The organism is Kordiimonas lipolytica (assembly GCF_001550065.1).
In genome coordinates, this window is record NZ_LRUB01000024.1 from 171,577 (window position 1) to 197,117 (window position 25,541).

General features: G+C 55.9%; 20 protein-coding genes and 1 pseudogene. 12 read left to right on the forward strand and 9 right to left on the reverse strand.

Features of this window, described 5'->3' with window-relative positions:
- Positions 1-534 precede the first annotated feature (534 nt).
- From nusG to KORM41_RS21575, 3 genes and pseudogenes are all read left to right on the forward strand, one after another.
- The gene (nusG, locus tag KORM41_RS12595) at positions 535-1,077 is read left to right on the forward strand and encodes a transcription termination/antitermination protein NusG (RefSeq protein WP_197421111.1); all 543 of its coding nucleotides are present in this window, start codon (positions 535-537) and stop codon (positions 1,075-1,077) included.
- A gap of 336 nt (positions 1,078-1,413) precedes the next feature.
- A complete protein-coding gene (locus KORM41_RS12600; protein WP_231727259.1) occupies positions 1,414-2,622 on the forward strand; it encodes an O-antigen ligase family protein in 1,209 nt (402 codons plus the stop codon).
- A gap of 169 nt (positions 2,623-2,791) precedes the next feature.
- Positions 2,792-3,928 (forward strand): annotated as a pseudogene (locus KORM41_RS21575) (IS3 family transposase).
- A gap of 360 nt (positions 3,929-4,288) precedes the next feature.
- Here KORM41_RS21575 and KORM41_RS12615 read toward each other — a convergent pair.
- A complete protein-coding gene (locus KORM41_RS12615) occupies positions 4,289-4,963 on the reverse strand; it encodes a tetratricopeptide repeat protein (protein ID WP_068148438.1) in 675 nt (224 codons plus the stop codon).
- Between the two features lie 18 nt (positions 4,964-4,981).
- Positions 4,982-6,784: an AMP-dependent synthetase/ligase gene (locus KORM41_RS12620; protein WP_068148442.1), complete on the reverse strand. Its 1,803-nt coding sequence runs from the start codon at positions 6,782-6,784 to the stop codon at positions 4,982-4,984.
- 264 nt (positions 6,785-7,048) lie between these two features.
- On the opposite strand from KORM41_RS12620, the gene KORM41_RS12625 reads away from it, so the two are divergent.
- Positions 7,049-8,170 carry a PAS domain-containing protein gene (locus KORM41_RS12625; RefSeq protein ID WP_068148445.1) on the forward strand — a complete coding sequence of 374 codons (1,122 nt, stop codon included), beginning with the start codon at positions 7,049-7,051 and terminating at the stop codon, positions 8,168-8,170.
- A gap of 44 nt (positions 8,171-8,214) precedes the next feature.
- Positions 8,215-13,026 carry an NAD-glutamate dehydrogenase gene (locus KORM41_RS12630; protein ID WP_156431973.1) on the forward strand — a complete coding sequence of 1,604 codons (4,812 nt, stop codon included), beginning with the start codon at positions 8,215-8,217 and terminating at the stop codon, positions 13,024-13,026.
- Between the two features lie 120 nt (positions 13,027-13,146).
- On the opposite strand, the gene KORM41_RS12635 is transcribed toward KORM41_RS12630, so the two are convergent.
- Together KORM41_RS12635 and KORM41_RS12640 are read right to left on the reverse strand one after the other, a co-directional pair.
- The gene (locus KORM41_RS12635) at positions 13,147-13,974 is read right to left on the reverse strand and encodes a pirin family protein (RefSeq protein WP_068148450.1); all 828 of its coding nucleotides are present in this window, start codon (positions 13,972-13,974) and stop codon (positions 13,147-13,149) included.
- A 38-nt stretch (positions 13,975-14,012) separates the two neighbouring features.
- Positions 14,013-14,990: a glutathione S-transferase family protein gene (locus KORM41_RS12640; protein WP_068148453.1), complete on the reverse strand. Its 978-nt coding sequence runs from the start codon at positions 14,988-14,990 to the stop codon at positions 14,013-14,015.
- Between the two features lie 198 nt (positions 14,991-15,188).
- Between KORM41_RS12640 and KORM41_RS12645 the strand changes: the two genes are divergently transcribed.
- The gene (locus KORM41_RS12645) at positions 15,189-15,902 is read left to right on the forward strand and encodes a substrate-binding periplasmic protein (RefSeq protein WP_231727260.1); all 714 of its coding nucleotides are present in this window, start codon (positions 15,189-15,191) and stop codon (positions 15,900-15,902) included.
- On the opposite strand, the gene KORM41_RS12650 is transcribed toward KORM41_RS12645, so the two are convergent.
- From KORM41_RS12650 to thrS, 4 genes are all read right to left on the reverse strand, one after another.
- Complete coding sequence (locus KORM41_RS12650) at positions 15,887-16,792, reverse strand: LysR family transcriptional regulator (protein WP_068148460.1); 906 nt, start codon at positions 16,790-16,792, stop codon at positions 15,887-15,889. The two genes, KORM41_RS12645 and KORM41_RS12650, sit on opposite strands and share 16 nt — an antisense overlap.
- Before the next feature lie 93 nt (positions 16,793-16,885).
- Positions 16,886-17,599: a helix-turn-helix domain-containing protein gene (locus KORM41_RS12655; RefSeq protein ID WP_068148462.1), complete on the reverse strand. Its 714-nt coding sequence runs from the start codon at positions 17,597-17,599 to the stop codon at positions 16,886-16,888.
- Positions 17,600-17,788: 189 nt separating this feature from the next.
- A complete protein-coding gene (gene infC, locus KORM41_RS12660; RefSeq protein WP_231727261.1) occupies positions 17,789-18,277 on the reverse strand; it encodes a translation initiation factor IF-3 in 489 nt (162 codons plus the stop codon).
- A gap of 174 nt (positions 18,278-18,451) precedes the next feature.
- On the reverse strand, positions 18,452-20,443 hold the full coding sequence (thrS, locus tag KORM41_RS12665; RefSeq protein ID WP_068148467.1) for a threonine--tRNA ligase: 1,992 nt from the start codon (positions 20,441-20,443) through the stop codon (positions 18,452-18,454).
- A gap of 160 nt (positions 20,444-20,603) precedes the next feature.
- On the opposite strand from thrS, the gene KORM41_RS12670 reads away from it, so the two are divergent.
- The 5 genes from KORM41_RS12670 (at position 20,604) to KORM41_RS12690 (ending at position 24,541) form a co-directional block, all read left to right on the forward strand.
- Positions 20,604-21,353, forward strand: coding sequence for an alpha/beta fold hydrolase (locus tag KORM41_RS12670; protein WP_068148469.1), 750 nt, complete (start codon positions 20,604-20,606; stop codon positions 21,351-21,353).
- 20 nt (positions 21,354-21,373) lie between these two features.
- Positions 21,374-22,006: an endonuclease III gene (gene nth, locus KORM41_RS12675; protein ID WP_068148651.1), complete on the forward strand. Its 633-nt coding sequence runs from the start codon at positions 21,374-21,376 to the stop codon at positions 22,004-22,006.
- Entirely contained in the window at positions 22,003-22,473 is a 471-nt protein-coding gene (locus tag KORM41_RS12680) for a hypothetical protein (protein WP_068148471.1), read from the forward strand. The genes nth and KORM41_RS12680 overlap by 4 nt, the downstream gene beginning before the upstream one ends.
- A gap of 74 nt (positions 22,474-22,547) precedes the next feature.
- On the forward strand, positions 22,548-24,017 hold the full coding sequence (locus tag KORM41_RS12685) for a M20/M25/M40 family metallo-hydrolase (protein ID WP_068148473.1): 1,470 nt from the start codon (positions 22,548-22,550) through the stop codon (positions 24,015-24,017).
- Positions 24,014-24,541 carry a hypothetical protein gene (locus KORM41_RS12690; RefSeq protein WP_068148477.1) on the forward strand — a complete coding sequence of 176 codons (528 nt, stop codon included), beginning with the start codon at positions 24,014-24,016 and terminating at the stop codon, positions 24,539-24,541. The genes KORM41_RS12685 and KORM41_RS12690 overlap by 4 nt, the downstream gene beginning before the upstream one ends.
- Here the strand turns inward: KORM41_RS12690 and KORM41_RS12695 are convergent.
- The gene (locus KORM41_RS12695) at positions 24,538-25,002 is read right to left on the reverse strand and encodes a GNAT family N-acetyltransferase (protein ID WP_068148480.1); all 465 of its coding nucleotides are present in this window, start codon (positions 25,000-25,002) and stop codon (positions 24,538-24,540) included. The genes KORM41_RS12690 and KORM41_RS12695 overlap by 4 nt on opposite strands.
- Positions 25,003-25,034: 32 nt before the next feature.
- Here KORM41_RS12695 and KORM41_RS12700 point away from each other — a divergent pair, with 32 nt between their 5' ends.
- Positions 25,035-25,448: an HIT domain-containing protein gene (locus tag KORM41_RS12700; protein ID WP_068148482.1), complete on the forward strand. Its 414-nt coding sequence runs from the start codon at positions 25,035-25,037 to the stop codon at positions 25,446-25,448.
- Positions 25,449-25,541: the final 93 nt, after the last annotated feature.

Consider the following 25,541-nt stretch of genomic DNA (forward strand, 5'->3'; position numbering starts at 1 on the left):
AAAGCTGATCAGCATCTCAGTGGGCGCTCGAGCTCCATCTCGGCAAAATAGCAGGACCTTTTGGCTTGTCTCAGTTCTATGTTCTTGCTTTCAAGCACCTTCAGTCTGTCGGCAACCTTGGTCGGGAGACCAGATCTTTGGCGGCTATCAACCTCAGCCTACGTTATCTAACCATTCAAGGTTTGGGATACACGGCCAATCTTGCTGGAAATGAATACAATTGCTGCCAATAGGAACGAATTCTCGCCTTATGGCAAAAATACCATGAGGACCTGTATGATCACGGACTTTTGGTGCCTGCAAATCTAGCGGAGTGAGACAGAGACAAAATTTGTTTGGGTTTTGCCCATAATGGTCCTTCTTATTCAGAAGTTGGAGCTTCTAGCAATCCCAGGGCGGTTAAATTGATAGAGAGTGGGAGGAGACGCCGTTACTTAAAAAGGTATGAATAAGGGGAAGTACCGCTGATTTTCGTCGAAATGTGAAATGATTTTGCAGATAATTCGGTTGCATCTATTAGGAGACAAGCGATAGATGGATCGGATAAATGTAGTAGAGGTTCAAATGGTGCTTGGTAGTGGTGACACAAGTTGGTTTCTAGCACAGCTGAAACCAAACAGCTCCAAAATAGCCGAAAGGAATCTTAACCAACAAGGGTTTAAGACTTTCTTGCCAATGGAAGAACAAACACGGCAGTGCAATGGCAAGTTTGTCACCACTTTACGGCCTTTGTTCCCTGGTTATATCTTTGTGGCTTTTGATTTAACTCAGGGCCTTTGGCAGGCCGTTAATTCGACTTCAGGTATCACGAAACTAGTAAGGTTTGGAGAAAAACCAGCTGCAGTACCGCTAGATTTGGTCTCACAGCTCCTGCTTCGGTGTGACGACCAGGGAAAATTGCTACCTTTACAATCACTAACGCCAGGTGACCAAGTGACCCTTACTAAGGGGCCATTTGCTAACTTCCTTGCAGAGGTTGAAAAAATCTCCCCTAACCAGCGAGCTTGGGTTCTATTGGATGTTATGGGTAGCCACACCAAAGTTTCTGTAAGGTTGGATCATTTACGTTCAGCATGAGGGAGCAACAAAGCTGCTCCATGCACACAATTGGCAATCCATGCGCGTTCGAAGCTAGCGGACCGAAATCCGTTGGAGGGGGTGCCAAATAAATTCTTCTCTTGACTACAAAGGTTCAGTGGCAGTTAACTTGGGCTCGTTATGCGGGCAGCCTGCTATCATATATTTCAGAAAACAGACTGTTAGAATTTAGAATGAACCCTACGGCAGGTTAATAGGCCTGAATGCAAAAACATCAACAACTAGCTGACCTGAATAGTTCTTGTGATGCAATTTCTTTGTCTATTGTTAATACTTAGTCCCTTGCCCTTCGCAAGTGCCCGGCCAATTTGGCAATTGAGCTTTGTTTTACTCATGGGAATCACTTGTGTAATCTATTGCCTCTTCTTTAAGTCAACTGATGATCGCAAGTTGGCAAAGATATTCTACTTGCCAGTTGCTGCACTTCTTTGCGTGAGCTTCTGGGGTTGCGTGCAGGTCTTGTTTGGATGGTCCATTGCGCCCGAAAGTACGATCCGAACTACTATCTATTTGCTTAGTTATGTAGCTTTTTTCTTACTGGTTTTCTTAAAAATAAAAGGTACTTCTGCCGTGCCTATATTCTTCCGCTTTATAGGGCTGATCGTAACCGTTTACTGTCTTTATGGGCTAATTTTATATTTCACAGGCAATGAGAAAATATTATGGTATGATAGGTGGGCATTTAGTCAAGCGCTCTCGTCTACTTTTGTCAACAGAAACAGCTTTGCAGCGTACGCAGGCCTAGGACTGAATTGCTTAATAGCCTATTCTTTCTGGTTATTTAATGTGTCTACTCCCAAATTGTTTGGATTAAAGTCTAAACTCCTTGGCTTTTTCGCTCGACACCCGCATCAAGTTGTAATTCTCAGTCTAAGCTTGATAATTGTGTTTACTGCACTTCTGTTGACAGGATCCCGCGCGGGTATAATCAGTGTAGCTATAGCAATTATTTATCTTACGTTGAATCTGTCTTTTCGAGATATAGGCAAACGAGAACACATCGGTAACGTAAAATCCGTTAGCTGGGCTTTGCCGATTTTTTTTATAAGCTTCCTTGCTATTTTTGCGTTCAGCGGAGATATGTTCAAATACCGGATGAATGCAGGATTAGAAAATGACTATCGCTTCAAAATCTATCCTTTTCTGATGGAACTCACTCAAGAGGGCCCTCTCGTTGGGACCGGGCTTGGAACTTTTCCTGAAGTGTTTTCCGAGCACAGGAAGCCGGACCTTCATCGACATGTCGTAAGAGCTCATAATGACTATTTGGAAATTCTGTTAACCGCAGGCCCACTAGTTGGAGGACTGTTCATCATGCTTTTTTCTTTTTTTATTGTGAAACTAGCCTTCAATAGAAATATGTCTTTTACAATGGAGGTTTTCTCTGTTTGTTTTGTCAGTATAATGCTGCAAATAGCGCTCCATTCCAGTGTGGATTTTCCTCTGCAAATCCCGGCAATTGCTATAACCTTGTGCGGAGTTATGGGTGCGACAGCAGTGTTATGGTGCGAGCATCGACGTTAGAAGTACCCTAAAATAATTCTAGGCCCACTCTCTGGCCTAACTTGAGTTTTTTTAAAAGTGGCGGGAGCATTTGCGTACGGTTCAAAATATGCCACTGACCTCCTCCCCATAAATAGGGCCGTTTCTAAAGTTAGGATTTTCTGTAAAAAGATGATCAGGAGATCCCTTTATGAAGCGCAAAAGATTTAGCGAAGAACAGATCATTACGATCCTGCAGGAGCATGCTGCGGGGATGAAGGTTAAGGACCTCGTCCGCAAGCATGGCATCGCCGAGCAGACCTTTTACCGTTGGAAGTCAAAGTATGGCGGCATGGATGTGTCTGATGCTAGGCAGCTCAAGTCGCTGGAGGCGGAGAACGCTCGACTGAAGAAGTTTCTAGCCGATCAGATGCTCGACAACGCTGCCTTGAAGGAATTGCTTTCAAAGGAGTGGTAAAGCCCGCAGTCAGGCGCAAGCAGGTTCAGCATCTTGTCTCAGGCAAGATGCTGTCTGAGCGCCTTGCCTCTGGGCTTGTCGGCATATCAAGGTCGGCGGTTCAGTATAACAGCCGTCGTCGCTGTGATGCGTCCCTACGTCTGCGCCTCAAGGAACTGGCGGAACGTTACCCTCGCTATGGCTATCTGATGCTGCATGCTTTCCTCAAACAGGAAGGTCTGGTGCAGAATGTCAAACGGACCTACCGCCTCTATACGGAAGAAGGACTTCAGGTGCGGACGAAGAGGCGTCACAAGTTGCCGAACGTGCCACGCCAGCCGATGGCCCTACCATCACGGCAGTCTGAACGCTGGTCTTTGGGTTTTGTGTCAGATCAATTGGCGACAGGCTGGCGCTTCCGCACCCTCAATATTGTGGATGATTACACCCGCGAATGTGTCGGGCAACTGGTTGACACCTCCATCTCAGGCCAGCGTCTGGCGGGCATTCCTGGATGTCCTTGGCAATCAACATGGATTGCCACGGGAGATTGTTCTCGACAACGGCCCTGAGCTTACCAGCAAAGCCATGTTCCTATGGTCGCAGAGGACAGGCGTGAAGCTCAACTTCATCCAGCCAGGCAAACCTGTGCAGAACGCATTCTGCGAGAGCTTCAATGGTACCTTCAGAGACAACTGCCTCAACCAGCACTGGTTCATGAGCCTCAAGGAGGCCAGATCAGTCATCAATGAATGGAGAAGACACTACAATGAAGAACGGCCCCACAGCTCGCTCGGATACCAGCCGCCAGCGACCTTTGCAAAGCTACAGGCAAGGCGCTTCCAGTCGCCCCAAGAAGAGTCGCGGCTCCTTCCGCTAACTTGCCTGTAGCTGAGAAGGCTGTGGCATGATAGCCATCAAGTTCCTAACCTAGGAAATGGCCTCAATCCGGGGGAAAGGTCATGGTATGCTAGGGCATAAATATAGGTGCTGGATCGACTATAGGGATGGGGGCGATGGTGATCCGCCCAGATACCACCGTTATCTGAAATCCGGCCAAAGAATTGATTAAAAAGAAATAAAGTACATATTTCTTTGGGCCTTTACATCTACATCAAGGCGGTGTCCAATGATTGGACGGGCTGCAGAAGGCCAACGCCAATCAAAAACACAAAAAAGGTTCCACAGATAATCAGTTGAACCTAGGGCTCAGGTCATGCTGGAAGTGGCGTAGATTGATCGAAAAATGTTCTAACCAACTAGGTATTCCTTCATCTCGCTGTCTGGTTCCGACAGTATGGCCATCCATAAAATAAGGTCGTTGTCGCGAACATACTGGCGTAGCTTCTGCCTGTCCCACCTGTAAGCCATTCCGAGTTGGTCTTTAAGCAGGTCAACGTCTTCATCGGTCATATCCTGATAAAGGATGACACCCAAGTGGACACGCTGAATTAGAATGAAGGGTTCAAACCGCGCTGTGGCGATAGATGTTCGCCATGTATTTAGGCCTTCTGGGAAATTTCCGAGCATCACATTTGCCGTTGCAACACGAAACCAGGCGAATGTGTTAAGGGGTGCCATTTTGAGGCCTTTTTCCGAAACCTCTATCGTCAGGGCGGCATATTTTTGAGCTTCTTCAGGGTCAGCTGCTGAGCGTGCTCGGTAAAGGTATGAAGATCCCAAGTCCAGATAAGCATCAGGTAGTTCAATAATGCCAAGAGCATCGAGCCTGGAGTTTTCGAGAACCTCTAGGTCTTGCTCAGAGACAGTTTCGCCTGCATTCACCCGGTGCAAGATAGGCGTGCCGGGCACGAGCATCAATTCATGCAGAAAACGGGGTACGCCAATCACAATGAGTGTAATGCTAGACACCAGCATAAACCCAGGAATGAACCAGCGATTAAATTTATCTTTGATTGAGGTCATTGCATTTGAACCGGTATCTTAATGATACATCCCCTCAAGCGTGTCCCTGTATATTTCGCTCACTACATGACGCCTCAGCTTTAGGGTTGGTGTCATCTGTTCATTCTCGATGGTGAAGGCCTCGCCGGCAATCGCAAACTTGCGCACTTTCTCCAGGTTCGATAGGCGCTTGTTCACGCGCGCGACCGCTGCGTCCATCGCTTTCTTCAGGTCCTTGTCGTGCCGCAGCACATCAAGGCCGCCTTCCTTGCCATTTTCCTTCGCCCAGTCCCTGAGCCATTCCGCGTCTGGCACAATCAGGCCCACCAGGTGTGGTTTGCGGTCGCCGTAAACCATCGCCTGCGCGATCTCATCCTCAAGGGCCAGCATGCCTTCAATGCGCTGCGGCGAGACATTGTCGCCGCCGGCGTTGACGATAATGTCCTTCTTGCGGTCGGTGATCTCCAGGTGGCCGTCCTCGTCGAACCGGCCCACATCGCCGGTATGCAGCCAGCCATCAACAATGGTTTTGGCCGTGGCTTTCTCGTCGTGCCAATAGCCCTTCATTACCAGCTCACCGCGTACCAGGATCTCGCCGTCCTCGGCAATCTTGACTTCAGTGTTGCTAAGCAACGTGCCCACGGTGTGAATTTTTGGCGCGGCCGGTGGATTCACGGAAATGATCGGGCCGGATTCCGTCTGGCCGTAGCCCTGCAGGAGCGGCAGCCCCAGGCTCATGAAAAAGGCGCCCACGTCTGGCGCGAGCGGTGCACCGCCCGAGACGAGCGCTTTCAGGCGCCCACCAAACTGTTTCTTCACTTTGCGCCGCACCGTCAGGTCGAGGAACTTGTTTTCAAGCGTTTCCTTGAGCGTCAGGGGCTCTTCGCCTTTGAAGGCCTTGGTGCCAAGCTCAATCGCCCGGTTGAAAAGCGCTGCTTTCCGGCCGCCGCCCTTCAGGATGCCGCGGCTGATACGCGTGCGCAGCATCTCGAAAAGGCGCGGCACCACCACCATGACCGTTGGGCTGGCTTCCGCCATATTGGCCGCCAGCTTATCAAGGTTTTCGGCGTACCAGATTTCTGCACCGATCGTGAGCGGCCAGCACTGGCCAGCTGTGTGTTCATAGGCGTGGCTGAGCGGCAGGAATGACAGGAACGCGTTGTTCTTGAGCCCAAGCTCATCGAAGACGATCGCAGCGGCCTCGCTATTGTGCAGGATGGCGCCGTGGTGGATCATCACCCCCTTGGGCGCCCCGCCGGTGCCGCTTGTGTAAATGAGGCAGGCGATATCATGGCGCGACACGCTTTGCGCCAGGCTGCGGTATTTGGCGATATCCGGCGTTTGGGTGTCTACCACCTGGGCCCAGTGATGCACATTCACATTCACTGCCTGCTCAAGCTTCACCTCGTCGATGGTGATGCAGTGCTCAAGCTCGTCCGACTGGTGGGCGGCCTTGAGGAAGGTCCGCGCGAGCGCTTTTGTGGACACAATCGCCGCCTTGGCTCCTGAGTTTTCGAGAATGTGCAGATAGTCTCGCGCCGTATAGGTGGTGTAGGCCGGCACACTGACAGCGCCAAGCGCCATCACGGCAAAGTCAGCCATCAGCCATTCGGGCCGGTTTTCTGAAACAATCACCACCCGGTCGCCCGCACGTACGCCGAGCTCTTCAAGGGCGCTGGCCAGCTGACAGACTTTCTGGGCCACTTCGCCCCAGGTCTGGGTTTGCCACTTGCCGTCTTTCTTGGCGTGTAGAAGTGGCTTTTTTTCAAGCACACTGGCTTGGTCAAAAAACATTGCTGTCAGGCTTTGCCACTTTTTGATTGGGCATTCTGGTGCTGACATGGCGCGAGTCCCCTTTTTATTGTCCCCCCACAGGTAGCTCTTTGTTGCGCAAAAATTCTATTCCCGCAAGTCTGAACGGCCTCACATCGGCGTCAGAACAGAAGTGACAGCGTTGGCAAGCGGGCTGTTAACGAATAATCTACGAAAAAGTCGTCTACTGAGTCCGATCTTCCTTGCCAGCACAGATTTTGGGTGCCATTAGGGAGGGAACGGGCCGCTGCATATTGCAGGCGGTTTACCTTACGGTTTAGCGAATTGTTGGCCATGAACGGCACACGAAACGACATATCCGATAACGAGCCCAGCGATGCTGGCGTCCAAGACGACTTTCATGGTGAAAAGGGAGCCGATGGCGACGAGCGCCGTCTGCACCTCCGGGCGTTTGACTATTGGCATTCGCTGAAAGGCGATAGTGAGTTTCCCCTGTTCTCGCAGCTGACGCCGGAAGGCCTTGCCCCATACCGCAACAACAGTCTGCTTCTGGAATTTACCGAAGGCGGCGCCACCGTGCGCTATATCGGCAATAACGTGGGCCTGCTTTTGGAAGAACCTATCCTGAAGGGCACCAACCTGAACGCCTTCCCGGATTCCGCTTTTGCAAGCGCGCTTCTTGGCCAGTTCGAAACGGAAGAAGGCCGCACCCGCGCTGCTGAGTTTGAGTTCATCGAAGATCTTCTGGACTGCCGCGGCATCATGCTGCCTTTCAGCCATTCCGGCGATGTGGCGCATTTCGCCATGGTGGTGGTGAACTTCCGCCGCCGCGAAGGCGTGGAGCACGGCGAAACCTATGACATGAGCGAAGCTGTGGGTGCATGCGAGCGCGCAGCCAGCAGCGTCGCGCACCTGGATGGTGGCAGCCGTTCCAGCCTTTATGAAGCGCTTGCGGCCGCGCTCAAGCTCTATGAAGAAGGTCAGGCGCATCCGGATGCTTATACTGCCCTTCTGCGAGAGGCGGGCCTGAAGGCGCAGAAACGTGCGCCCTATACGCCGGCGCTCAAGATCACCTTCGGCAAGGACTATGACAAAACCCGGCTGACGGAATATGCTTCTGCGCTGGCTTATGCCGTGCGCCAGGGTGAAACGTCAGAAACCGTCGCAGCGTTCCTTGAGAATGAGCCCGGCGGCATCAAAGGATGTGTGCGGCGGGAACGTTCTGCCCGGCGCGGCCAGGTTGGCAGTGCCGCAGAGCGTAGGCAGGCGGAGGCCGCAGCCCTGGTGAGTAACGTCCGGGGGGTATCGCTTGATGACCTCTCTTCAGATAAAGAATTCAGCCTTGTGATAGCACGCCCAAAAGAAGGCGGCGGTCTAGAGGCGGTGGGCCTGGCGGATGTCGGGCAAAATACGGTGGACGCCATTATCAGGCGTTTTGCCGACAAAATAAAATAAGACCATGAAACCAGGCCCGGTAGGGTTGTGAAGGGACCAATATAGTGACTACGGATGAGCAACGCGCACAAGTCATGGCGGAGATCGGCCGTTTGGCCATGGAAACCATGCCCGGCGAATCCTTTGAAGAGTTTGAGAAATTTCTGACGGGCTTTTATGCCCAGGGTCCCGACGACCTGATGAGCGCGGATCCGGAGACGCTTTTTGCCATTGCCCACAGCATGTGGGACATGGCAGCGAAGCGCCCCTCAGGCACGCCGCTGATCAAGGTTCTGAACCCGCGCGGCAAGAAGGGCTCCTGGTCCAGCCGCAACACGGTGCTACAGATCGTCAATGATGACATGCCTTTCCTTGTGGATTCGATCACCGGTTGCCTTGCGGTTACGCTTCATTACCGCATCCATATGATGCATCACCCGATCCTGCAGGTTGCCCGCGACGATAAGGGCGTGCGCCTAGCGTCTGGCGAAGATGCTGCCAATGAATCCTACATGTTCATTGAGATCGACGCCCAATCGGATAAAGCTGCGCTGCAGGAAATTGAAGATACGCTCAAAGCCACACTCGCGGACGTGCGGGCGGCAGTGAGCGACTGGCGTGCGATGCTGGCGAAAATCGACGAGACGGTCGCCAGCCTGACGGTGAACCCGCCACCGATTGACAATGAAGAGGTCGAGGAAACTATCCGCTTGCTGCGCTGGCTTGGGTCAGACCATTTCACCTTCCTCGGTTTCCGCGAATACCGGTTTGACGGTGACCCTGCCACCTTCGACTTCAACCGGGTGGATGGGTCAGGCCTTGGTATCCTGCGTGACCCGGCGCGGAATGTCCTGCGCGACAAGGACGGCTTGACGCCTATGTCACCGGAAATCCGGCACTTCCTGACGCATCCTGAGCCGCTCATCATCACCAAGGCGAACGTGAAATCCACGGTGCACCGCCAGTCCCATATGGACTATATCGGTGTGAAAATCTTTGACAGCGAAGGCAGGGCCATTGGCGAACGCCGCTTTGTCGGTCTCTTCACTTCGCTCTCCTATAACCAGTTCACCACCGATGTGCCGATCGTGCGCAAGAAGGTTGCGAATGTGCTGGAGCGGTCCAAGTTTGCCCAGCGGTCCTATGCCGGCAAGGCGCTTGCCCATATCCTTGAGACATTCCCGCGGGACGAACTGTTCCAGGTGTCTGAAGACTGGCTGTTTGAAACATCCATGGGCATCCTGCAGCTGACAGAACGCCCCCGCCCGCGCACCTTTGTGCGCCCGGACAGGTTCGAACGCTTTGTCTCGGCGCTCGTCTATGTGCCGCGTGAAAACTATAACTCCGGCCTGAGGATCGCGATCGAGGAAATCCTGTGCAAGGCCTATAACGGTGAAGTCTCGGTTTATTATGCCAACCTCTCTGAGGAAGCACTGGCGCGCTGGCACTTCATTATCCGGACCCGCCCGGGCGAGGTGCTGAAGCCTTCCGAGGAAGACATCAACGCTGCGATCGCAGAGGCAGCACAAGGCTGGATGGACCGCCTTCATTCCGAGCTTGCGAACCGGATCGGTGAAGAGCAAGGGAACAAGCTGCATCACGAATATAAGAACCGCTTCACCGTTGCCTACATCGAGGCCTTCACGCCGGCACAGGCGGCTTATGACGTTCAGAAGCTCGAAGACGTGCGCGGCAAGGATGATGTGCGGGTTGATTTCTACCGTCACCTTGATGACGGCGCCAATCACTACCGACTGAAAATCTATCACGGCAGCCAGTTGATCGCGCTTTCAAGCTGTATGCCGGTGTTGGAAAACATGGGCTTCAAGGTGCTATCCGAGCACTCCTATGAAGTGTCTGGCAAGGTCACGAGCTATATTCATGATTTCGCGCTCGACCGCCCGGAAGGCAGCCCGTTCGGGCTTGAGCGCCTCAAGCCGCTGGTGGAAGACCTGTTCATCAAGGTTTGGCACGGCACCATCGAGGACGACGGCTTCAATGAACTGGTGTTGACCGCCGGCATGCGCTGGGACGAGATTGTGATCCTGCGGGCTTACGGCAAATATCTGCGCCAGCTCGGCATGGGCTATACCCCGGAATATATCGCTGACACGATGGTGGCCAATGCCGAAATTTCGGCTCAGCTAGTGGCGCTTTTCAAGGTGCAGTTCGACCCGGCTTACGAAGGCGCGGACCGCGAAACCATGGCCCAGAATATCGTGACCGACCTCAGGTCTTTGCTAGAGGCCGTCACGAGCCTGGACGCTGACCGCATCCTCAGGGCCTACGGCAATGTGATCCGGGCCACGCAGCGCACCAACTTCTATCAGGAAGGCGTTGTGGACCGTCAGGACGAGCGCGCGCTTGCTTTCAAGATCCGCTCGCGCGAGGTCAATGAGATGCCGAAGCCGAAGCCTTTTGCCGAAATCTGGGTTTATTCGCCCCAGGTGGAAGGGGTGCACTTGCGTGGTGGCCCAGTGGCCCGCGGCGGCCTTCGCTGGTCTGACCGGCGCGAGGATTTCCGCACCGAGGTGCTTGGTCTTGTGAAAGCGCAGCAGGTGAAGAATGCCGTGATCGTGCCGCAGGGCGCGAAGGGTGGCTTCTTCCCGAAACAGTTGCCGCCGATGAGCGACCGGGAAGCCTTCATGGCGGAAGGTGTGGCCTCATACCGGTCCTTCATTTCAAGCCTTCTTTCGGTCACCGACAACCTGAAGGGCGCCAAGGTGAAGCCGCCGAAAAGCGTGGTGCGCCGCGATGGTGACGACCCATACCTGGTGGTGGCGGCCGACAAGGGTACCGCGACTTTCTCTGATATTTCGAACGGCATTTCCGAAGGCCAGGGCTTCTGGCTTGGGGATGCTTTCGCGTCCGGTGGTTCGAACGGCTATGACCACAAGAAGATGGGCATCACCGCCAAGGGGGCCTGGGAAAGCGTGAAACGCCATTTCCGCGAACTGGGTGTCAACACCCAGAAGGATGAGTTCACGGTTATTGGTGTGGGCGATATGGCGGGTGACGTATTCGGCAACGGCATGCTGCTGTCGAAAACCATTCGCCTGCAGGCGGCCTTCAACCATATGCATATCTTCCTGGACCCCAACCCGGGTGACGCGAAGGCCAACTGGAAAGAGCGCAAGCGTCTGTTTGACCTGCCGCGCTCAAGCTGGGCGGATTACGATACGAAGCTTATTTCCAAGGGCGGCGGCATTTTTGAGCGATCGGCCAAGTCCATCTCCCTGTCACCAGAGGTGAAAGAGTGGCTGGGCGTTGAAGCGGACGCCATGACGCCGACCGACCTGATCAACCGTATCCTGAAGGCGGAAGCCGACCTTCTGTGGTTCGGTGGGATCGGCACGTATGTGCGTGCCACGACCGAGAACAACGCCCAGGTGGGCGACCGCGCGAACGACGGGCTCCGCGTTTCAGCGGATGAGCTAAAGGTGCGGGTGATCGGCGAAGGCGGCAACCTGGGCATGACCCAGAAAGCCCGGATCGAATTTGGTCACAAGGGCGGCCGCCTTAACACCGACTTTATCGACAACTCGGCTGGTGTGGACTGTTCGGACAAAGAGGTGAACATCAAGATCCTTCTGGCCGATGCGATCGCCCGCGGCAACCTGACCCGCGAAGATCGTGACGACCTCTTGGTTTCCATGACCGACGAAGTGTCAGACATTGTCCTCTCGGACAACTATTTGCAGACTCAGGCTATTTCGCTTGCGGAAGTGAATGCCCGCAATGCCCGCGAATATCATCTGGGCCTCATTCGGGCGCTTGAGCGCGATGGTGGGTTGGACCGCGAGATCGAAGTGCTGCCGTCCGACGAGGGCTTTGCGGAACTGGCCGCCAACGACCGCGGCCTGACCCGACCCGAGATTTCGACCCTGATGGCTTACGCCAAGATGTCACTCTTCGATATCCTGGTGAAATCCAAGCTGATTGACGACCCAGTGATGCAGCCAGAGCTTGAGTGGGGTTTCCCGACTGTGCTGCGCGACAGGTTCGCCACCGAGCTCAGTGAACATCGCCTGCGCCGCGAGATTATCGCAACCGTGCTGGCAAACGAAGTGGTCAACTGGGCGGGCCTGACCTTCGTTTACGAAGTGAAGGAAGAAACAGGCCTGGGTGTGGAAGATATCGTTGCCGCCTTTGTGGTGGTGCGCGAAATTTTCGGCCTCAGGGATCAGTGGGAAGCCATCAATGACCTGGACTATAAGGTTACGGCAGGCACGCAGTATGACATGCACCAATCGGTGTCCGACAGCCTGAAGACACAGGTAATGTGGGTGCTCAGGAACATGCCGCGGCCAATCAACATCAGCGAAATGGTTGAAGCCTTCAGGGAGCCGGTCAAGGACCTGTTTGCGATCAACCAGTCGATCCTTTCTGAACCTGCACAGGAAGCTTTTGTCTACCGCCGCGATGCCCTGAAGGCCATGAAGGTGGGTCACGATCTGGCGACCTTCGTGTCCGGTTTTGAGGTGCTGGTGTCTGGCCCGGATATCATCCAAGTGGCCAAGAAGGCCAAGAAGCCGGTTGATTATGTGGCTGCGGTTCACTTCGCGCTCGGTGATGAGCTTGGCTTCGATTGGCTTCGCCAGCGGGCTGACCGTATCACGCCGGAAGATCACTGGGACCTCTTGTCCATCCGGTCCGAGCTTGAAGACCTGTCTGACCAGCAGCGTGATCTGGTGAATGCTGTTTGCATGGGTGCGGGCGATATGACAGCCAAGCAGGCCACCAAGGCCTGGGCCAAGGATCAGCAGACCCGGATCATCCGCGCCAAGCGCCTGGTGGAAGATCTCAGCTCATCTGGTGGCCTGACGGTTGCGAAACTCAGCTTCGCGACCCGTCACCTGCGCTCGATCCTCAGGTAACAGGGCACATAGAGAAGCAAGAAAAAGGGGCTGCCGGTTGTTCCGGCGGCCCCTTAGTTTTCAGCGGGGATATCAGCAGCCTTTGAAGGAAGCGGTGCTGACCTGCTGAGGGAAGTGGTATCAATTGGGGTTCAGGAATCGTCCTTTTCCCCAATCCTCCAAAGTATTCAGGATTTCTTCACGCGTGGTCATCACGAACGGGCCATAGCGCGCAATGGGTTCCCCAATGGGGGCGCCTGCAATCATCAGGAAACGGGCACCCGGCCGGCCTTTAACTGTGACGCTGTCGCCGTCCGATAGGATCGCAAGCGTGCGCGTGGGGAACGATTGCCCTTTGACCGACAAACCACCCTGGATGCCATAGAGAAAGGCTGTGTGGCCCTTTGGCACGGGCAGGGTTGCCTCTTCGCCGGTCAGTGTGATGTCCCCGTAAAAAGGCTTAACCGCAATATCGCGCACGGGGCCCTCATGGCCGTTCAGGTCGCCGGCAATCAGGTGGGCTTCATAGCCGTCGCCAGATACAGTCGGGATCTCGTTCTTCGAGACATCCTGATACCGAGGCGGGATCATTTTTTTCGCCCCCGGCAGGTTGACCCACAGCTGGAAGCCGCGCACGTCCTCGCCGCTTGCCACAGGCATCTCCGAATGGACAATGCCGCGACCGGCGGTCATCCATTGGGCATCGCCCGGGCCGATGACGCCGCTGTTACCGCTTGTGTCGCCATGCCTCATCTTGCCCGACAGCATGTAGGTAACTGTCTCGAAACCCCGATGGGGGTGTTCGGGGAAGCCCGCACCCCGCGCGTCTTTCGGCAATTCCATTTCATCAAGCAGAAGGAAAGGGTCCAGGTTCATCAGACCCTTGCGGCCGATGCTCCGGTGAACTGTCACGCCCTGGCCTTCAGCCATGGCCACGGCCTCAAATAGTGTTTTGATCTTGCGATTCATCGCTTGTCTCCCAGGCCTTCGTTATAATCAGGCCTTCGTTATAGCCAGTCACGGCCATGAGGGGCCGAGAGGTCAATTTCGGGGCCCACGGGCACGATGCCAGTGGGGTTGATGGTTTTATGGCTGGCGTAATAGTGGGTCTTGATATGATCCATATGCACGGTCTCGCGCACGCCTGGCATCTGGTAGATCTCCCGTACATAGGCGGACAGCTCCGGGTATTCCTTCAGCGTGCGGATGTTGCATTTGAAATGCCCCACATAGACGGGGTCGAACCTTACCAGCGTGGTAAAGAGGCGAATGTCAGCCTCGGTAAAGCTGTCGCCGGCCAGATAGCGGTTCTCCGCAAGATGGCCTTCAAGCCAGTCCAGTGTCTCAAACAGCGGTACCACAGCCTCTTCATAGGCTTTCTGCGTTGTGGCGAACCCGGCCTTGTAGACGCCGTTGTTGACTGTGTCATAGATGCGGTCGTTGAGGCTGTCGATCTCGGTCCGTAATGCATCTGGGTAATAGTCGCCTTCCGCCGCACCAAGGCCGTCGAACGCGGTTGAGAACATGCGGATGATATCAGCGCTTTCGTTCGATACGATGGTCTCATTCTTCTTGTCCCACAGCACAGGGACCGTCACCCGGCCGCTGTAGGCAGCGTCGGCGCGGGTATAGATCTGGTGCAGGAAGTCTGCGCCATAAAGCGCGTCGCCCGTGCTGCCGTCACTTCCATCAAACGTCCAGCCGTTCTCCAGCATGGTCATGCCCACAACGGACACGTCGATCATGTCTTCAAGGCCTTTGAGTGCGCGAACAATCAGCGTCCTGTGCGCCCACGGGCAGGCGTAGGATACGTAAAGATGATAGCGCCCGGCCTCTGCCTTAAAGCCGCTATCGCCGGTGGGGCCTGCGGCACCGTCGCTGGTGACCCAGTTCCGGAACTGGCTCTCGCTGCGCTTGAATTTGCCGCCCGTTGATTTGGTATCATACCATTTGTCGTGCCATTCGCCGTCGATCAGAAGTCCCATTTTGTGCCTCCATTGTTGTTAGGGCAAAGATAGGGTTTTCGGTGCATGCCTTGTAGGAGGCTATCGCCCAAGGCAGCGTTGCAAAATTGCGAACGCCGCTGAGGTTGAATCACGGGGTTTAATCATGGGGTTTAACCATGTTCAAAGGATTGCCTGTTAGGTTATGCTGCTGTGATCACATGATAGGGAAGGATGCCTGTGGCCGCATTGTGCCGAAATCTGATCCTGGTGCTGTTGGCCTGGGCCTTTTGTATGCCTTTGGCTTCGGGCGCGGCGCAGGCAGACACTTCTTGTCTGCGCATGGGCGTGATCTTCAGGGCGGAAACGGTCTTGCAGGTCAAACAGGCGGCCCAGCGAATTTTCGACAAGGCAGGCCTGTGCCTGGAGCTGGTTGAAATGCCGGTACGGCGTGCCGAACAGATGGTCCTGCATGGAGGACTGGACGGCGAAATACTGCGCACCGCCCTGTGGGTAGAGCAGCACAAGGAAGATGTTATTGCCGTCCCGACACCGTTTTTCGAAGACCATATGATGGCAATAAGCCTTGAGGCGCGGCAGCTTCAAATTCAGGAGATGAATGACCTGCGGCCCTACAAGGTGGTGATTGCGGGTGGTCATCGCTGGGCGGAAGCAAAGCTGGCGGCGCTGGGCATTGAGCCGGTGAAAACAAGTTCCGCCAGCCGGTATCTGGAGCTTTTGCACATTGGCCGTGTAGATGTAGGCTTGATGGAAGAAAGCCTCGTGGCGCTCATTTCCAATAAGCAGGGCATTGCCCTGCAGCGTCTGGAGCGTCTGCCCTACTATACGGTGCTGCGCCGCGACCATGAGGCATTGGTGCCCCGGCTCGATGCGGCGCTCAGGTGGGCGCGGGGGACCTCACAGTCTGATGCGCGGGATCAAACCTCGCAGTGATTTTCAGGGTCGGCGAACCAATCGGCCATGAAGTCGATGAACAGCCGCACCTTGAGCGGTAGCAGGCGGCGTTCGGGGTAGAGTGCGTAAAGGAATGATGGGGCCCTTGGGACGTCCTCAAAGAGTTTGACCACCTTGCCGTCCCGGACGGCGTCTTCAAGGAAGAAATCCGGCAGGGTTGCGATCGCCACACCTTCAATCGCCGCCGCGAGTTGCATGAGGCCGGAATTCGATGTCACCTGCCCGGTAACGCGTACGGCGCGGGCATCACTGCCTGTGCCGAACCGCCACTGTTTGGCCGCCTCCACGTTCGAATAGAAGACACAGTTATGGTCCTTCAGGTCTTCGGGTGTTTTGGGCGTGCCGTGTGCCTCAAGATACGCGGGGCTTGCCACCACATGATGGCGAATATCGCAGATATTGCGGGCGATCAGGCTGGTGTCTGAAAGCTCTGGCGCGATCCTGAGGCCAAGATCAAACCCGCCCCCAATGATATCCACCCGTTCGTCGGTCAGGCTCATCTCAAGCTTCAGGCCCGGATGCTGCCGGGCAAAAGCCATCAGCGGGGAACCCAGCTTGAGGTCGGCGAAACTTCTGGGGGCTGTGAAGCGGAGCGTCCCCACCAGATTGTCGCTGGTGTGCTTCACCGCCTGGGCGGCGTCTTCCACATCATCCAATATTCGGATGCCGCGTTCATAGAACAGAGCGCCCTCGTCTGTGGGCGTCACGCCCTTTGTGTTGCGCGCCAACAGCTTGACGCCAAGCCCGTCCTCAAGCGACTGGATGCGCCGGCTCGCGACCGATTTGGTGATATGCAGCGCCTTGGCGGCGGCCGTCAGGTTACCTGCCTCAACGGCGCGGCAGAAGGTGCGGATGGCTTGCAGGTCCATGATGGTCTCGTTTGTTATTGCGAAACGATTTGCTTCTGATGGTGCAGAAATGTTGCGTACGGCGCAACAACAAACCCGGTTGTCGGGGAAGAATTATTGAGAGGCTTTCTTGCTGCTATAGATCGCAAGACCTGCAAACAGGCCAGCGACCCCAAGTGCCGCGAGGGCCGCACCGATGCCCACCAACATCTGATTGCGGTTGCCGAGCCTCTCCGTGCTCTCGTGGGTGAAATCATATCGCCGTCTGCCACCTTCCACGGGGACTACAAACATCGTGCCGCGCCGCTCGATTGTTTTGATGAAATCATAGTCGAGGCGTGCCGATATTTCCGAAATGTTATAGACGGTTTGGTCTTGATCCCGAAAAGCATAGTCGAACAGATTGAGCGACTCCCCGTCCCGGATAACGCCGTAGGACCGGTAGTGTTGGTAATGATAGGTAATTGTCTCAGGCGCTATCAGTTCATGGGTGATGAGCCCGGTGCCAATGGCTAGTGCTGCAGAGGCTGCAATAGCAACATGCATGGCCAGCTTGGATTTGCGTCTTGTGTGCTGCGCTAATCTGTCCCGTACCTGCTTGATCTCTTTCAGGCGCAACAGCTCTGCATCATCGACCTCACTACACAGGGTGGAAAGATCGATAGCGTAGACCTTTAGGATGGCATCGAAGACATCCTCTGCTGGATAGTTCCGGCCATTCTCCAGTTTAGACAGATAGGACTGTTCCACACCGATCGCTTTGGCAGCCTCCGGCTGGGTCCAGTTCAGCCGATCCCGTGCGACTTTGATATAAGCACCGAATTTCATTGTTTCCCCCAATCGATAACATCATGAAAATACGGCCTTATTCTTCCGCAGTCGTTCCATGAATGCGAGGCGAATATAGACGAATTACCATGCATAATCCAAGAAAGCTGACGGCTATCCGGGGCGGGATACAAAAAAACCGCCCCGGATGAGGGCGGTTTTCTGAATTCTTGGGACTGGAAGGTGCGCTTACTTGGGCGCGATCACCATGATCATCTGACGGCCTTCCATTTTTGGCCGCGCCTCGATCTTGGCTTCTTCTTCCATCTCACCGGCTACCTTGTTGAGGACTTGCATCCCCAACTCCTGGTGCGCCATCTCACGGCCACGGAACCGGATGGTTACTTTCACCTTGTCGCCCTTGGCGATAAACTGGTGAATCTTCTTCATCTTGGTTTCATAGTCATGGACATCGATGCCGGGACGCATCTTGATTTCCTTGACTTCCTGGGTCTTCTGGTTCTTCCGTGCAGCGTTAGCTTTCTTCTGCTGCTCGTACTTGAACTTGCCGTAGTCGAGAACCTTACATACAGGGGGTTCCGCATTTGGCGAGATTTCAACCAGGTCAAGCCCGCTGTCGCGCGCGATATCCATCGCCTGCGCTGTTGAAACAACACCGTGGTTTTCACCTTCTGCTCCGATCAAGCGTACTTCGCGTACCCGGATTTGATCGTTCACGCGCGGCCCTTCCTGTTTGGGTGGCGCCGCAAATTGCCCTCTACGTATGGTCAGTTCTCCTATATCTCGTTAACCATTCATGTAACTTTGGCGAGCCAGGATGACTCGCCAATGTCGCTATTATAGCTCTTCTTTTATGTCCTGCAAAGCCTTGAAACGCTTAGCGTTTGCTAATCAGGCCTTGCCAGACGGCATTTCTGCCTCTGCCGTCAGGCCTGCGACAACTTCCGCAAGCGGTGCAACCGACTGATCGTTCGACCCAAGGCGCCGCACGCTGACGGTCTTCTGTTCCGCCTCGCGGCCACCAACAACAAGGATTGCAGGCACTTTTGCGTGGCTGTGCTCGCGGACCTTATAGTTGATCTTCTCGTTCCTCAGATCCAGCTTTGCGCGGAGACCTGCAGCTTCGAGCGCATCAAACACTTCTTTTGCATAGTCGTCTGCATCGGACGTGATCGGCGTCACTACAGCCTGCGTTGGCGCGAGCCAGAGCGGCATCCGGCCGGCGTAATGCTCGATCATGATGCCGATGAAACGCTCCAGCGTGCCAAGGATCGCGCGGTGCAGCATCACAGGACGGTGCTTGTTGCCGTCTTCGCCAACGAAGCTTGCGTCCAGGCGCTCAGGCAGCACGAAATCAAGCTGCAGCGTGCCGCACTGCCAGGTCCGGCCGATGGCGTCACTGAGGTGGAACTCAAGTTTCGGCCCATAGAAGGCGCCTTCGCCCGGTGCGTAATCATACTCAAGGCCTGCGGCCTTCAGCGCCGCCTCCAGCGCACCTTCGGCCTTGTCCCAGGTTTCGTCTGTGCCGGCGCGGGTTTCAGGCCTTGTCGCCAGCAGCACCTTGAATTCCGGGAAGCCGAGGTCGCGGTACACGCTTGCCAAGAGGTCACAGAAAGCCACGCTTTCAGACGTGATCTGGTCTTCGCGGCAGAAGATGTGCGCGTCATCCTGCGTCATCTGGCGCACGCGCATCAAGCCGTGCAGCGCACCGTGCGCTTCGTTCCGGTGGCAGCAGCCAAACTCGGCGAAGCGGATCGGCAGGTCGCGGTAGCTTTTGATGCCTTGCTTGAACACCTGCACGTGGGCTGGGCAGTTCATCGGCTTCAATGCCATCAGCCGCGCGTTTGCGGATACAACAGGCGCGTCTTCTTCCGTCGACGGGATCTCGTCCGGCACCACGAACATATTCTCGCGGAACTTGGACCAGTGGCCCGACTGTTCCCAGAACTTGCTGTCCAGAAGCTGTGGCGTCTTTATCTCGTTATAGCCCGCGCCCTGAAGGCGACTGCGGATGTATTTCTCCATCTGCAGCCAGATGGTGTAACCCTGCGGATGCCAGAAGACGCTGCCTTGCGCTTCTTCCTGCAGGTGGAACAGGTCCATCTCGCGCCCCAGCTTCCTATGGTCGCGTTTTTCCGCTTCCTCCAGCCTGTGCAGGTAGGCTTTCAGCTCTTTCTTGTCGGTCCAGCAGGTGCCGTAGATGCGTGTCAGCATGGCGTTCTTGCTGTCGCCGCGCCAGTATGCGCCCGCCACCTTCATCAGCTTGAAGGCATCGCCCAGTTTGCCGGTGGACGGCAGGTGCGGGCCACGGCACAGGTCAAGCCATTCGCCCTGGCGGTAAACCGTGATCGGCTCACCTTCCGGCAGGTCGGAAATAATCTCGGCCTTATAGTGCTCGCCAATCTTCTTGAAGTAGGCGATTGCCTCGTCACGGTCCCACACTTCGCGGGTGATGTCTTCATCGCGCGCCACAATCTCGTGCATGCGCTTCTCGATCACCGCCAGATCATCTTCGGTGAAGGGCTTGTCGCGCGCGAAATCATAGAAGAAGCCGTCCTGGATGTTCGGGCCGATGGTGACCTGGGTGCCGGGGAACAGTTCCTGCACGGCTTCGGCCATCACGTGCGCGCAGTCGTGGCGCAGGATGTCGAGCGCGTCTTCCGTGTCGCGCTTGGTCACGATGGAAACATCGGCGTCGGCTTCGATCTCGCGGGTCAGGTCCCACATCTCGCCATTCACTTTGATGGCAAGCGCGGCCTTCAGGAGACCAGGGCCGATATCGGCCGCGAGTGTGGTGCCGGTCACCGGGCCATCAAACGTGCGCACGCTGCCGTCTGGCAGGCGCAGGTTGACCGGGTTTTGGACACTCACATTCTCGTTCATTGTTCTGGTTTCCTTGAGATAAAAAAATAGTGAAGTGGCGAGTTAACTACGGTCCACGCGGAAGTCAAGCAAAGCCTAGGCTTTTGTGTACTTGAGCGCGAAAAAGAGGCCTGCTAGGGTCACCCAAACGTCACAGCGTCTTATCCGGGGGAAATTTTCCATGACACAGCCGTCCTTCCTGAAATCCGATCATGGCACCAGGATCGCCTATCACAAGAGCGCGGGCTTTGGCCCCGGCGTAGTGTTCCTGGGCGGCTTCATGAGCGATATGGAAGGCGGCAAGGCGCTCGAGCTTGAGGCCTACTGCCGCCGTGTGGGGCGGGCGTTCGTGCGCTTCGATTATCAGGGCCACGGCCAGTCGTCCGGCGAGTTTGCTGACGGCACCATCGGCCTGTGGCTCAAGGACGCGCTCGCGGTGATCGACTGGCTCACCGAAGGCCCGCAAATCTTGGTCGGCAGCTCCATGGGGGGCTGGATATCCTTGCTGGCGGCCAAGGCGCGCCCGGGGCGGGTGAAGGGGCTGGTGGGCATTGCCGCCGCACCGGATTTCACCGTCTGGCACTGGGACGCCATGACGGAAGAAGAGCAGAAAACCATCATCGAAGATGGCCGGCTGGAGGTCTATTCCGATTATGGGCCGGACCCCTATGTGTTTACCAAGGAGCTGTTCGACGACGGTTGGCAGAACCGCATCAACAACGGCCCGATCCATCTGGATATCCCCGTGCGGCTCATTCAGGGCACTGATGACGCGGACGTGCCGTGGCAGACAGCCATGAAGATCGCCGACAACATCACCGGCGAGGACACGGAAGTGATCCTGGTGCCGGGCGGTGACCACCGGCTGTCGCGCGACGTGGACCTGAAGCGCCTTGTGCGCGTGGTCGATAGCCTCGCGAGGGACATCTGATGGCCGGGAAATACAGCAAGCTGAATCGTCAGCAGATTTTCGAGTTTTTCGCACGATTGGCGGAAGACAACCCGAACCCTGAGGGCGAGCTTGAGTATGTGAATGACTTCACGCTGCTGGTTGCCGTGGTCTTATCCGCGCAGGCGACCGACGTGGGGGTGAACAAGGCCACGCGCAGCCTGTGGCCGGTGGCCGACACGCCGGAGAAGATGCTGGCGCTTGGCGTTGACGGCCTGAAGGAGCATATCAAGACCATCGGGCTTTATAACTCCAAGGCCGAAAATGTGATCAAGCTGTGCCGTGACCTGATCGACAAGCATGGCGGCAAGGTGCCCCAGACGCGGGAAGAACTGGTCGCGCTCGCGGGCGTGGGCCGCAAAACCGCCAATGTGGTGCTGAATATCGCTTTCGGTCAGCCCACCTGCGCGGTGGACACGCATATTTTCCGCGTGTCGAACCGCACCGGCCTCGCGCCCGGCAAGAATGTTGACAAGGTTGAGGAAGCGCTGATGAAGGTGATCCCCGATCCCTTCAAGCTGCACGCTCACCACTGGCTGATCCTGCTGGGCCGCTACATCTGCAAGGCCCGAAAACCCGACTGCGCCAAATGCAAACTGACGGATATTTGCCTTTATAAGGAGAAGACCCTGTGAGGTGGCTGATTCCAGTTCTGGCGATGCTGCTGTCCAGTTGTGCAGCCAAGCCGGCTTTGCTCTGGCAAGAAGCGATAGACGGCAGGGTAGGAGAGGAAGCAGATGGGCTTGCTCGATACTTCAGCGATGATGGGTATGGAAGTACTGCGGAGTTTCTATTCCCTGGCGGCAGAGGTGTCTCGCAATCCAGTTTTCCAATGCCATCCAAAGTCTGGAAGGCCAAGGATGCAAGCTTGTGGCAGGAAATTGCGGCAATTGTTCGCGAATTTGGCGGACAGAACATTGAAAAAACAGAGACATGTGGGCCGGAATTGCGCATGAGCCACGATTATTCAAACAGTTTGTACATCAAAGTTGGCGAGGGTCGGGGCTTTATCTCCAGTGGAGCATCTGGCGAATGCCATTTTGGCGAAAGCGACGAAGCAGGTCGAAGAGTGCAGGCCTTGCTACGCGAAAAGAAGTGGTAGGATTAGGCGCCACTAATTTGACGGGCGTAGAATGTGCTTTAGCTTCCATATGAAATTCGCAAGGGGGGAACGGTATGCGTATTTTGGGATATCTGGTTGTGGGCCTTGTGGGGCTCGTCATCTATATGGTGGCGAACACGATGGCGATGCTGCCGGCGGGAGAGGCAAAAAGCCTGAAGCCCGCTGAATATGACGCCGCAGACGCCCGGCGCATGGCGGAAAACCTGGCGGGCGCGGTGCGGTTCGAGACCGTGTCCTACAGCCTTGACCGAGCGCCCGATGACGCAGCCTTCAAGGGCTTCCACGATTATCTGGTGACCACTTACCCGAACGCCCATGCGGTGCTCGAGCGCGAAATCGTCTCGGATTACTCGCTGATGTACCGCTGGCCCGCAGCCTCAAGCACGGCCAAAAAGCCCATCGCGCTGGCGGCCCACATGGATGTGGTGCCGGTGCCCGAACGCGGGCTTGCTGATTGGCCGCAACCGCCGTTTGCAGGCGTGATTGACGATAACGGCATCCTGTGGGGGCGCGGTACGCTGGATGACAAGGGCATGCTGATCTCCATCATGGAAGCGGTGGAAAAGCTGGCGCGCGCGGGCTTCGCGCCTGACCGCGACATCTATTTTCTGTTCGGCCATGACGAAGAGCTCGGCGGTGATAACGGCGCTGCTGTTATGGCGGGAATCCTCAAGGATCGCGGCGTACAGCTTTCGTGGCTGATGGACGAAGGCTCCGCCATCCCTGACGGCATCATCCCCGGTGTGAAAAGCCCTGTGGCGCTGATCAGCCTTGGGGAGAAGGGCTCGGTCACGCTCCGCTTCTCCGCCACCGATGATGGCGGGCACTCATCCGCGCCCAAGGATTTCACCGCCGCCTCCCTCGCGGCCAAGGCAGGCGTTGCCGTCACGGAAAACCAGTATCCGCTGGTGCTGGATGAGCATCTGGAGGCCTTCCTCAAGGCCGTGGCACCAGAGCAGCCGTTCCTCAACCGTTTCATGATCGCCAACCTGTGGGCGACAAACGGCGTGATGGCGGGGGAGCTCGCCAAAAGCCCCACGGTGGCGGCCTTCATGCACACCACCACGGCTTTCACCATGATGCAGTCGGGCACCAAGACCAATATCCTGCCGCAGTATGGTGAGGCGGTGGTGAATTACCGCATTCACCCGCGCGATACGGTGCAAGGCGTGATCGACCGCGCGCGGGACGTTGTGGCCGATGACCGGATCAAGATCGAAAACCTGGGCGGCGGGCGCGAAGCCACCAGCCTGTCTGACCCATCGGGCGAAGGCTATCAGGCGATCGCACGCGCCGTGAAAGCCGAGTTCGGCGATATCCCCATCGCCCCCACGCTGACGGTGCAGGGCACCGACGCGCGGCATTATGACGGCGTCGCAGATGGCGTTTACCGCTTTATGCCGCTCGTGGTGGGCAAGGATACCCTCAAACAGATCCACGGCACGGCGGAGCATATTTCCATTGAAGCCCTCGCCCGGCAGGTGAGCTTCTTCGAGACGCTGATCAAAGGGACGGTAGGATGATCGACCAAGTTTGGCTCGTAACATCTCCGAAAAAGAAGACAATTTTCTGGATGTTGGTCGGCAATTTGGCTTTGGTGGTTTTTTTTCTATTCGGGTTTGTCTTCATCAATAGCAGTACTATTCACCATGGGGCACCGATGGGTATAGGTTATTCGCTCTTCTTGCGTTTGATGATGTTTGGGCTGATAAGTTACTTATTGTTTGGTAGTTGGCTTTTGCTGCGGAATTGGTTTCAACAAATTTCCGTTTGCATAACGCCTGAGGCGATCCGGATTAAGTCCCGCTCAGGTACACAGGTATTTCCATTTGATCAGATTGCCCGGATACATATTTACAGAGTTGGAAACCTTTTCTGGTCAGGGGCGCAGGTTTCGGACATGCGGTGTTTCGACCACTCAGGGATAAGGCTGACACTAAGGCACATGTGTTTAGCTTGTGGTACACCAATAGATGACGCACTCGCAGCTTCGGAAAAAGTGAAGCAGAGGTATCCTCATATCGAAGTTAAAGAGCCACTTATTTAGCGCGGCTGGTGACACTCCATGATTACCAGCCGTTCGCCGGGCACTTTCGCGAGGTCTTCGCCGACCTCTAGGAAGCCGAGCGTCCGGTAAACATGCCGGGCGCGGTCGTTCTTCTCGTAAACATCCAGCCACACCACCTCGGCCTTGTGCACAGTGAAGAAATAGTCGAGCACAGCGGCCATGAAGGCTTTGCCGATGCCATCGCCCCGGCGCGCCACGATGATGCGCCGCCACTCAACGCGGCCCGGTGTGTTGTCCATCAGGATCGCATAACCAAGCTGGTGGTCTTCAATGTCCACTGCGATGAAATAATGAAAGGCGGGGTCGGCAATATTCCGCCGGTGCGTGGCCTCGTCCCAGCTGTGCACGAAGGTGTTGGCTGGGTCCATCTCCAGCGAGCGGATGAAAAAGATGTCATCCTCGGTCGCTTTGCGAATATGATCGAACCTATAGATGGCCATGTCCCCCATAACCCAAGCTTGAGGCACCGAGTATGACAGACTTCACCCTGCACCCGCAACTGGCAAAGGACACGGTGTTCGTGACCAAGCTCAAGCTCTGCCGCGTGCTTCTGATCACAGATGCCACCTACCCCTGGCTGGTGCTGGTGCCAGAACGCAAAGATATCCGCGAAATCCACCAGCTGGATGACGACGACCAGCAAAACCTGATGCGGGAAATCACCCGTGTGGCCGAATGCCTGGAGGCGCTTGTGGGCGCCGACAAGATGAATGTGGCGGCGCTCGGGAACATGGTGCCGCAGCTGCATGTGCATATCATCGCGCGGTTCGAAGGCGACCCTGCCTGGCCCGGCCCCGTGTGGGGTGCGGTGCCCGCCACGCCTTATGAGCCACACCAGCTGGACGCCACCGTCTCCAGCATACGGGACGCGCTTGAGCACGGCTGATTGGGTTTGCAGCAGGGAAGTAAAAAGGCCGGAGCGGATGCCCTGGCCTTTTTTGGGCTGCAGCAGTCCGCGAGTTTGGCCGGCCTTGGAGGG

Bases quoted from the DNA above. Each gene is read 5' to 3' on its own strand.
- nusG (WP_197421111.1), top strand. From the start codon at position 535: ATGGATCGGATAAATGTAGTAGAGGTTCAAATGGTGCTTGGTAGTGGT.
- KORM41_RS12670 (WP_068148469.1), top strand. From the start codon at position 20,604: ATGACACAGCCGTCCTTCCTGAAATCCGATCATGGCACCAGGATCGCC.
- KORM41_RS12685 (WP_068148473.1), top strand. From the start codon at position 22,548: ATGCGTATTTTGGGATATCTGGTTGTGGGCCTTGTGGGGCTCGTCATC.
- KORM41_RS12695 (WP_068148480.1), bottom strand. From the start codon at position 25,002: ATGGCCATCTATAGGTTCGATCATATTCGCAAAGCGACCGAGGATGAC.
- KORM41_RS12650 (WP_068148460.1), bottom strand. From the start codon at position 16,792: ATGGACCTGCAAGCCATCCGCACCTTCTGCCGCGCCGTTGAGGCAGGT.
- KORM41_RS12700 (WP_068148482.1), top strand. From the start codon at position 25,035: ATGACAGACTTCACCCTGCACCCGCAACTGGCAAAGGACACGGTGTTC.
- KORM41_RS12655 (WP_068148462.1), bottom strand. From the start codon at position 17,599: ATGAAATTCGGTGCTTATATCAAAGTCGCACGGGATCGGCTGAACTGG.
- thrS (WP_068148467.1), bottom strand. From the start codon at position 20,443: ATGAACGAGAATGTGAGTGTCCAAAACCCGGTCAACCTGCGCCTGCCA.
- KORM41_RS12625 (WP_068148445.1), top strand. From the start codon at position 7,049: ATGAACGGCACACGAAACGACATATCCGATAACGAGCCCAGCGATGCT.
- KORM41_RS12620 (WP_068148442.1), bottom strand. From the start codon at position 6,784: ATGTCAGCACCAGAATGCCCAATCAAAAAGTGGCAAAGCCTGACAGCA.
- KORM41_RS12615 (WP_068148438.1), bottom strand. From the start codon at position 4,963: ATGACCTCAATCAAAGATAAATTTAATCGCTGGTTCATTCCTGGGTTT.
- KORM41_RS12690 (WP_068148477.1), top strand. From the start codon at position 24,014: ATGATCGACCAAGTTTGGCTCGTAACATCTCCGAAAAAGAAGACAATT.
- KORM41_RS12635 (WP_068148450.1), bottom strand. From the start codon at position 13,974: ATGAATCGCAAGATCAAAACACTATTTGAGGCCGTGGCCATGGCTGAA.
- KORM41_RS12640 (WP_068148453.1), bottom strand. From the start codon at position 14,990: ATGGGACTTCTGATCGACGGCGAATGGCACGACAAATGGTATGATACC.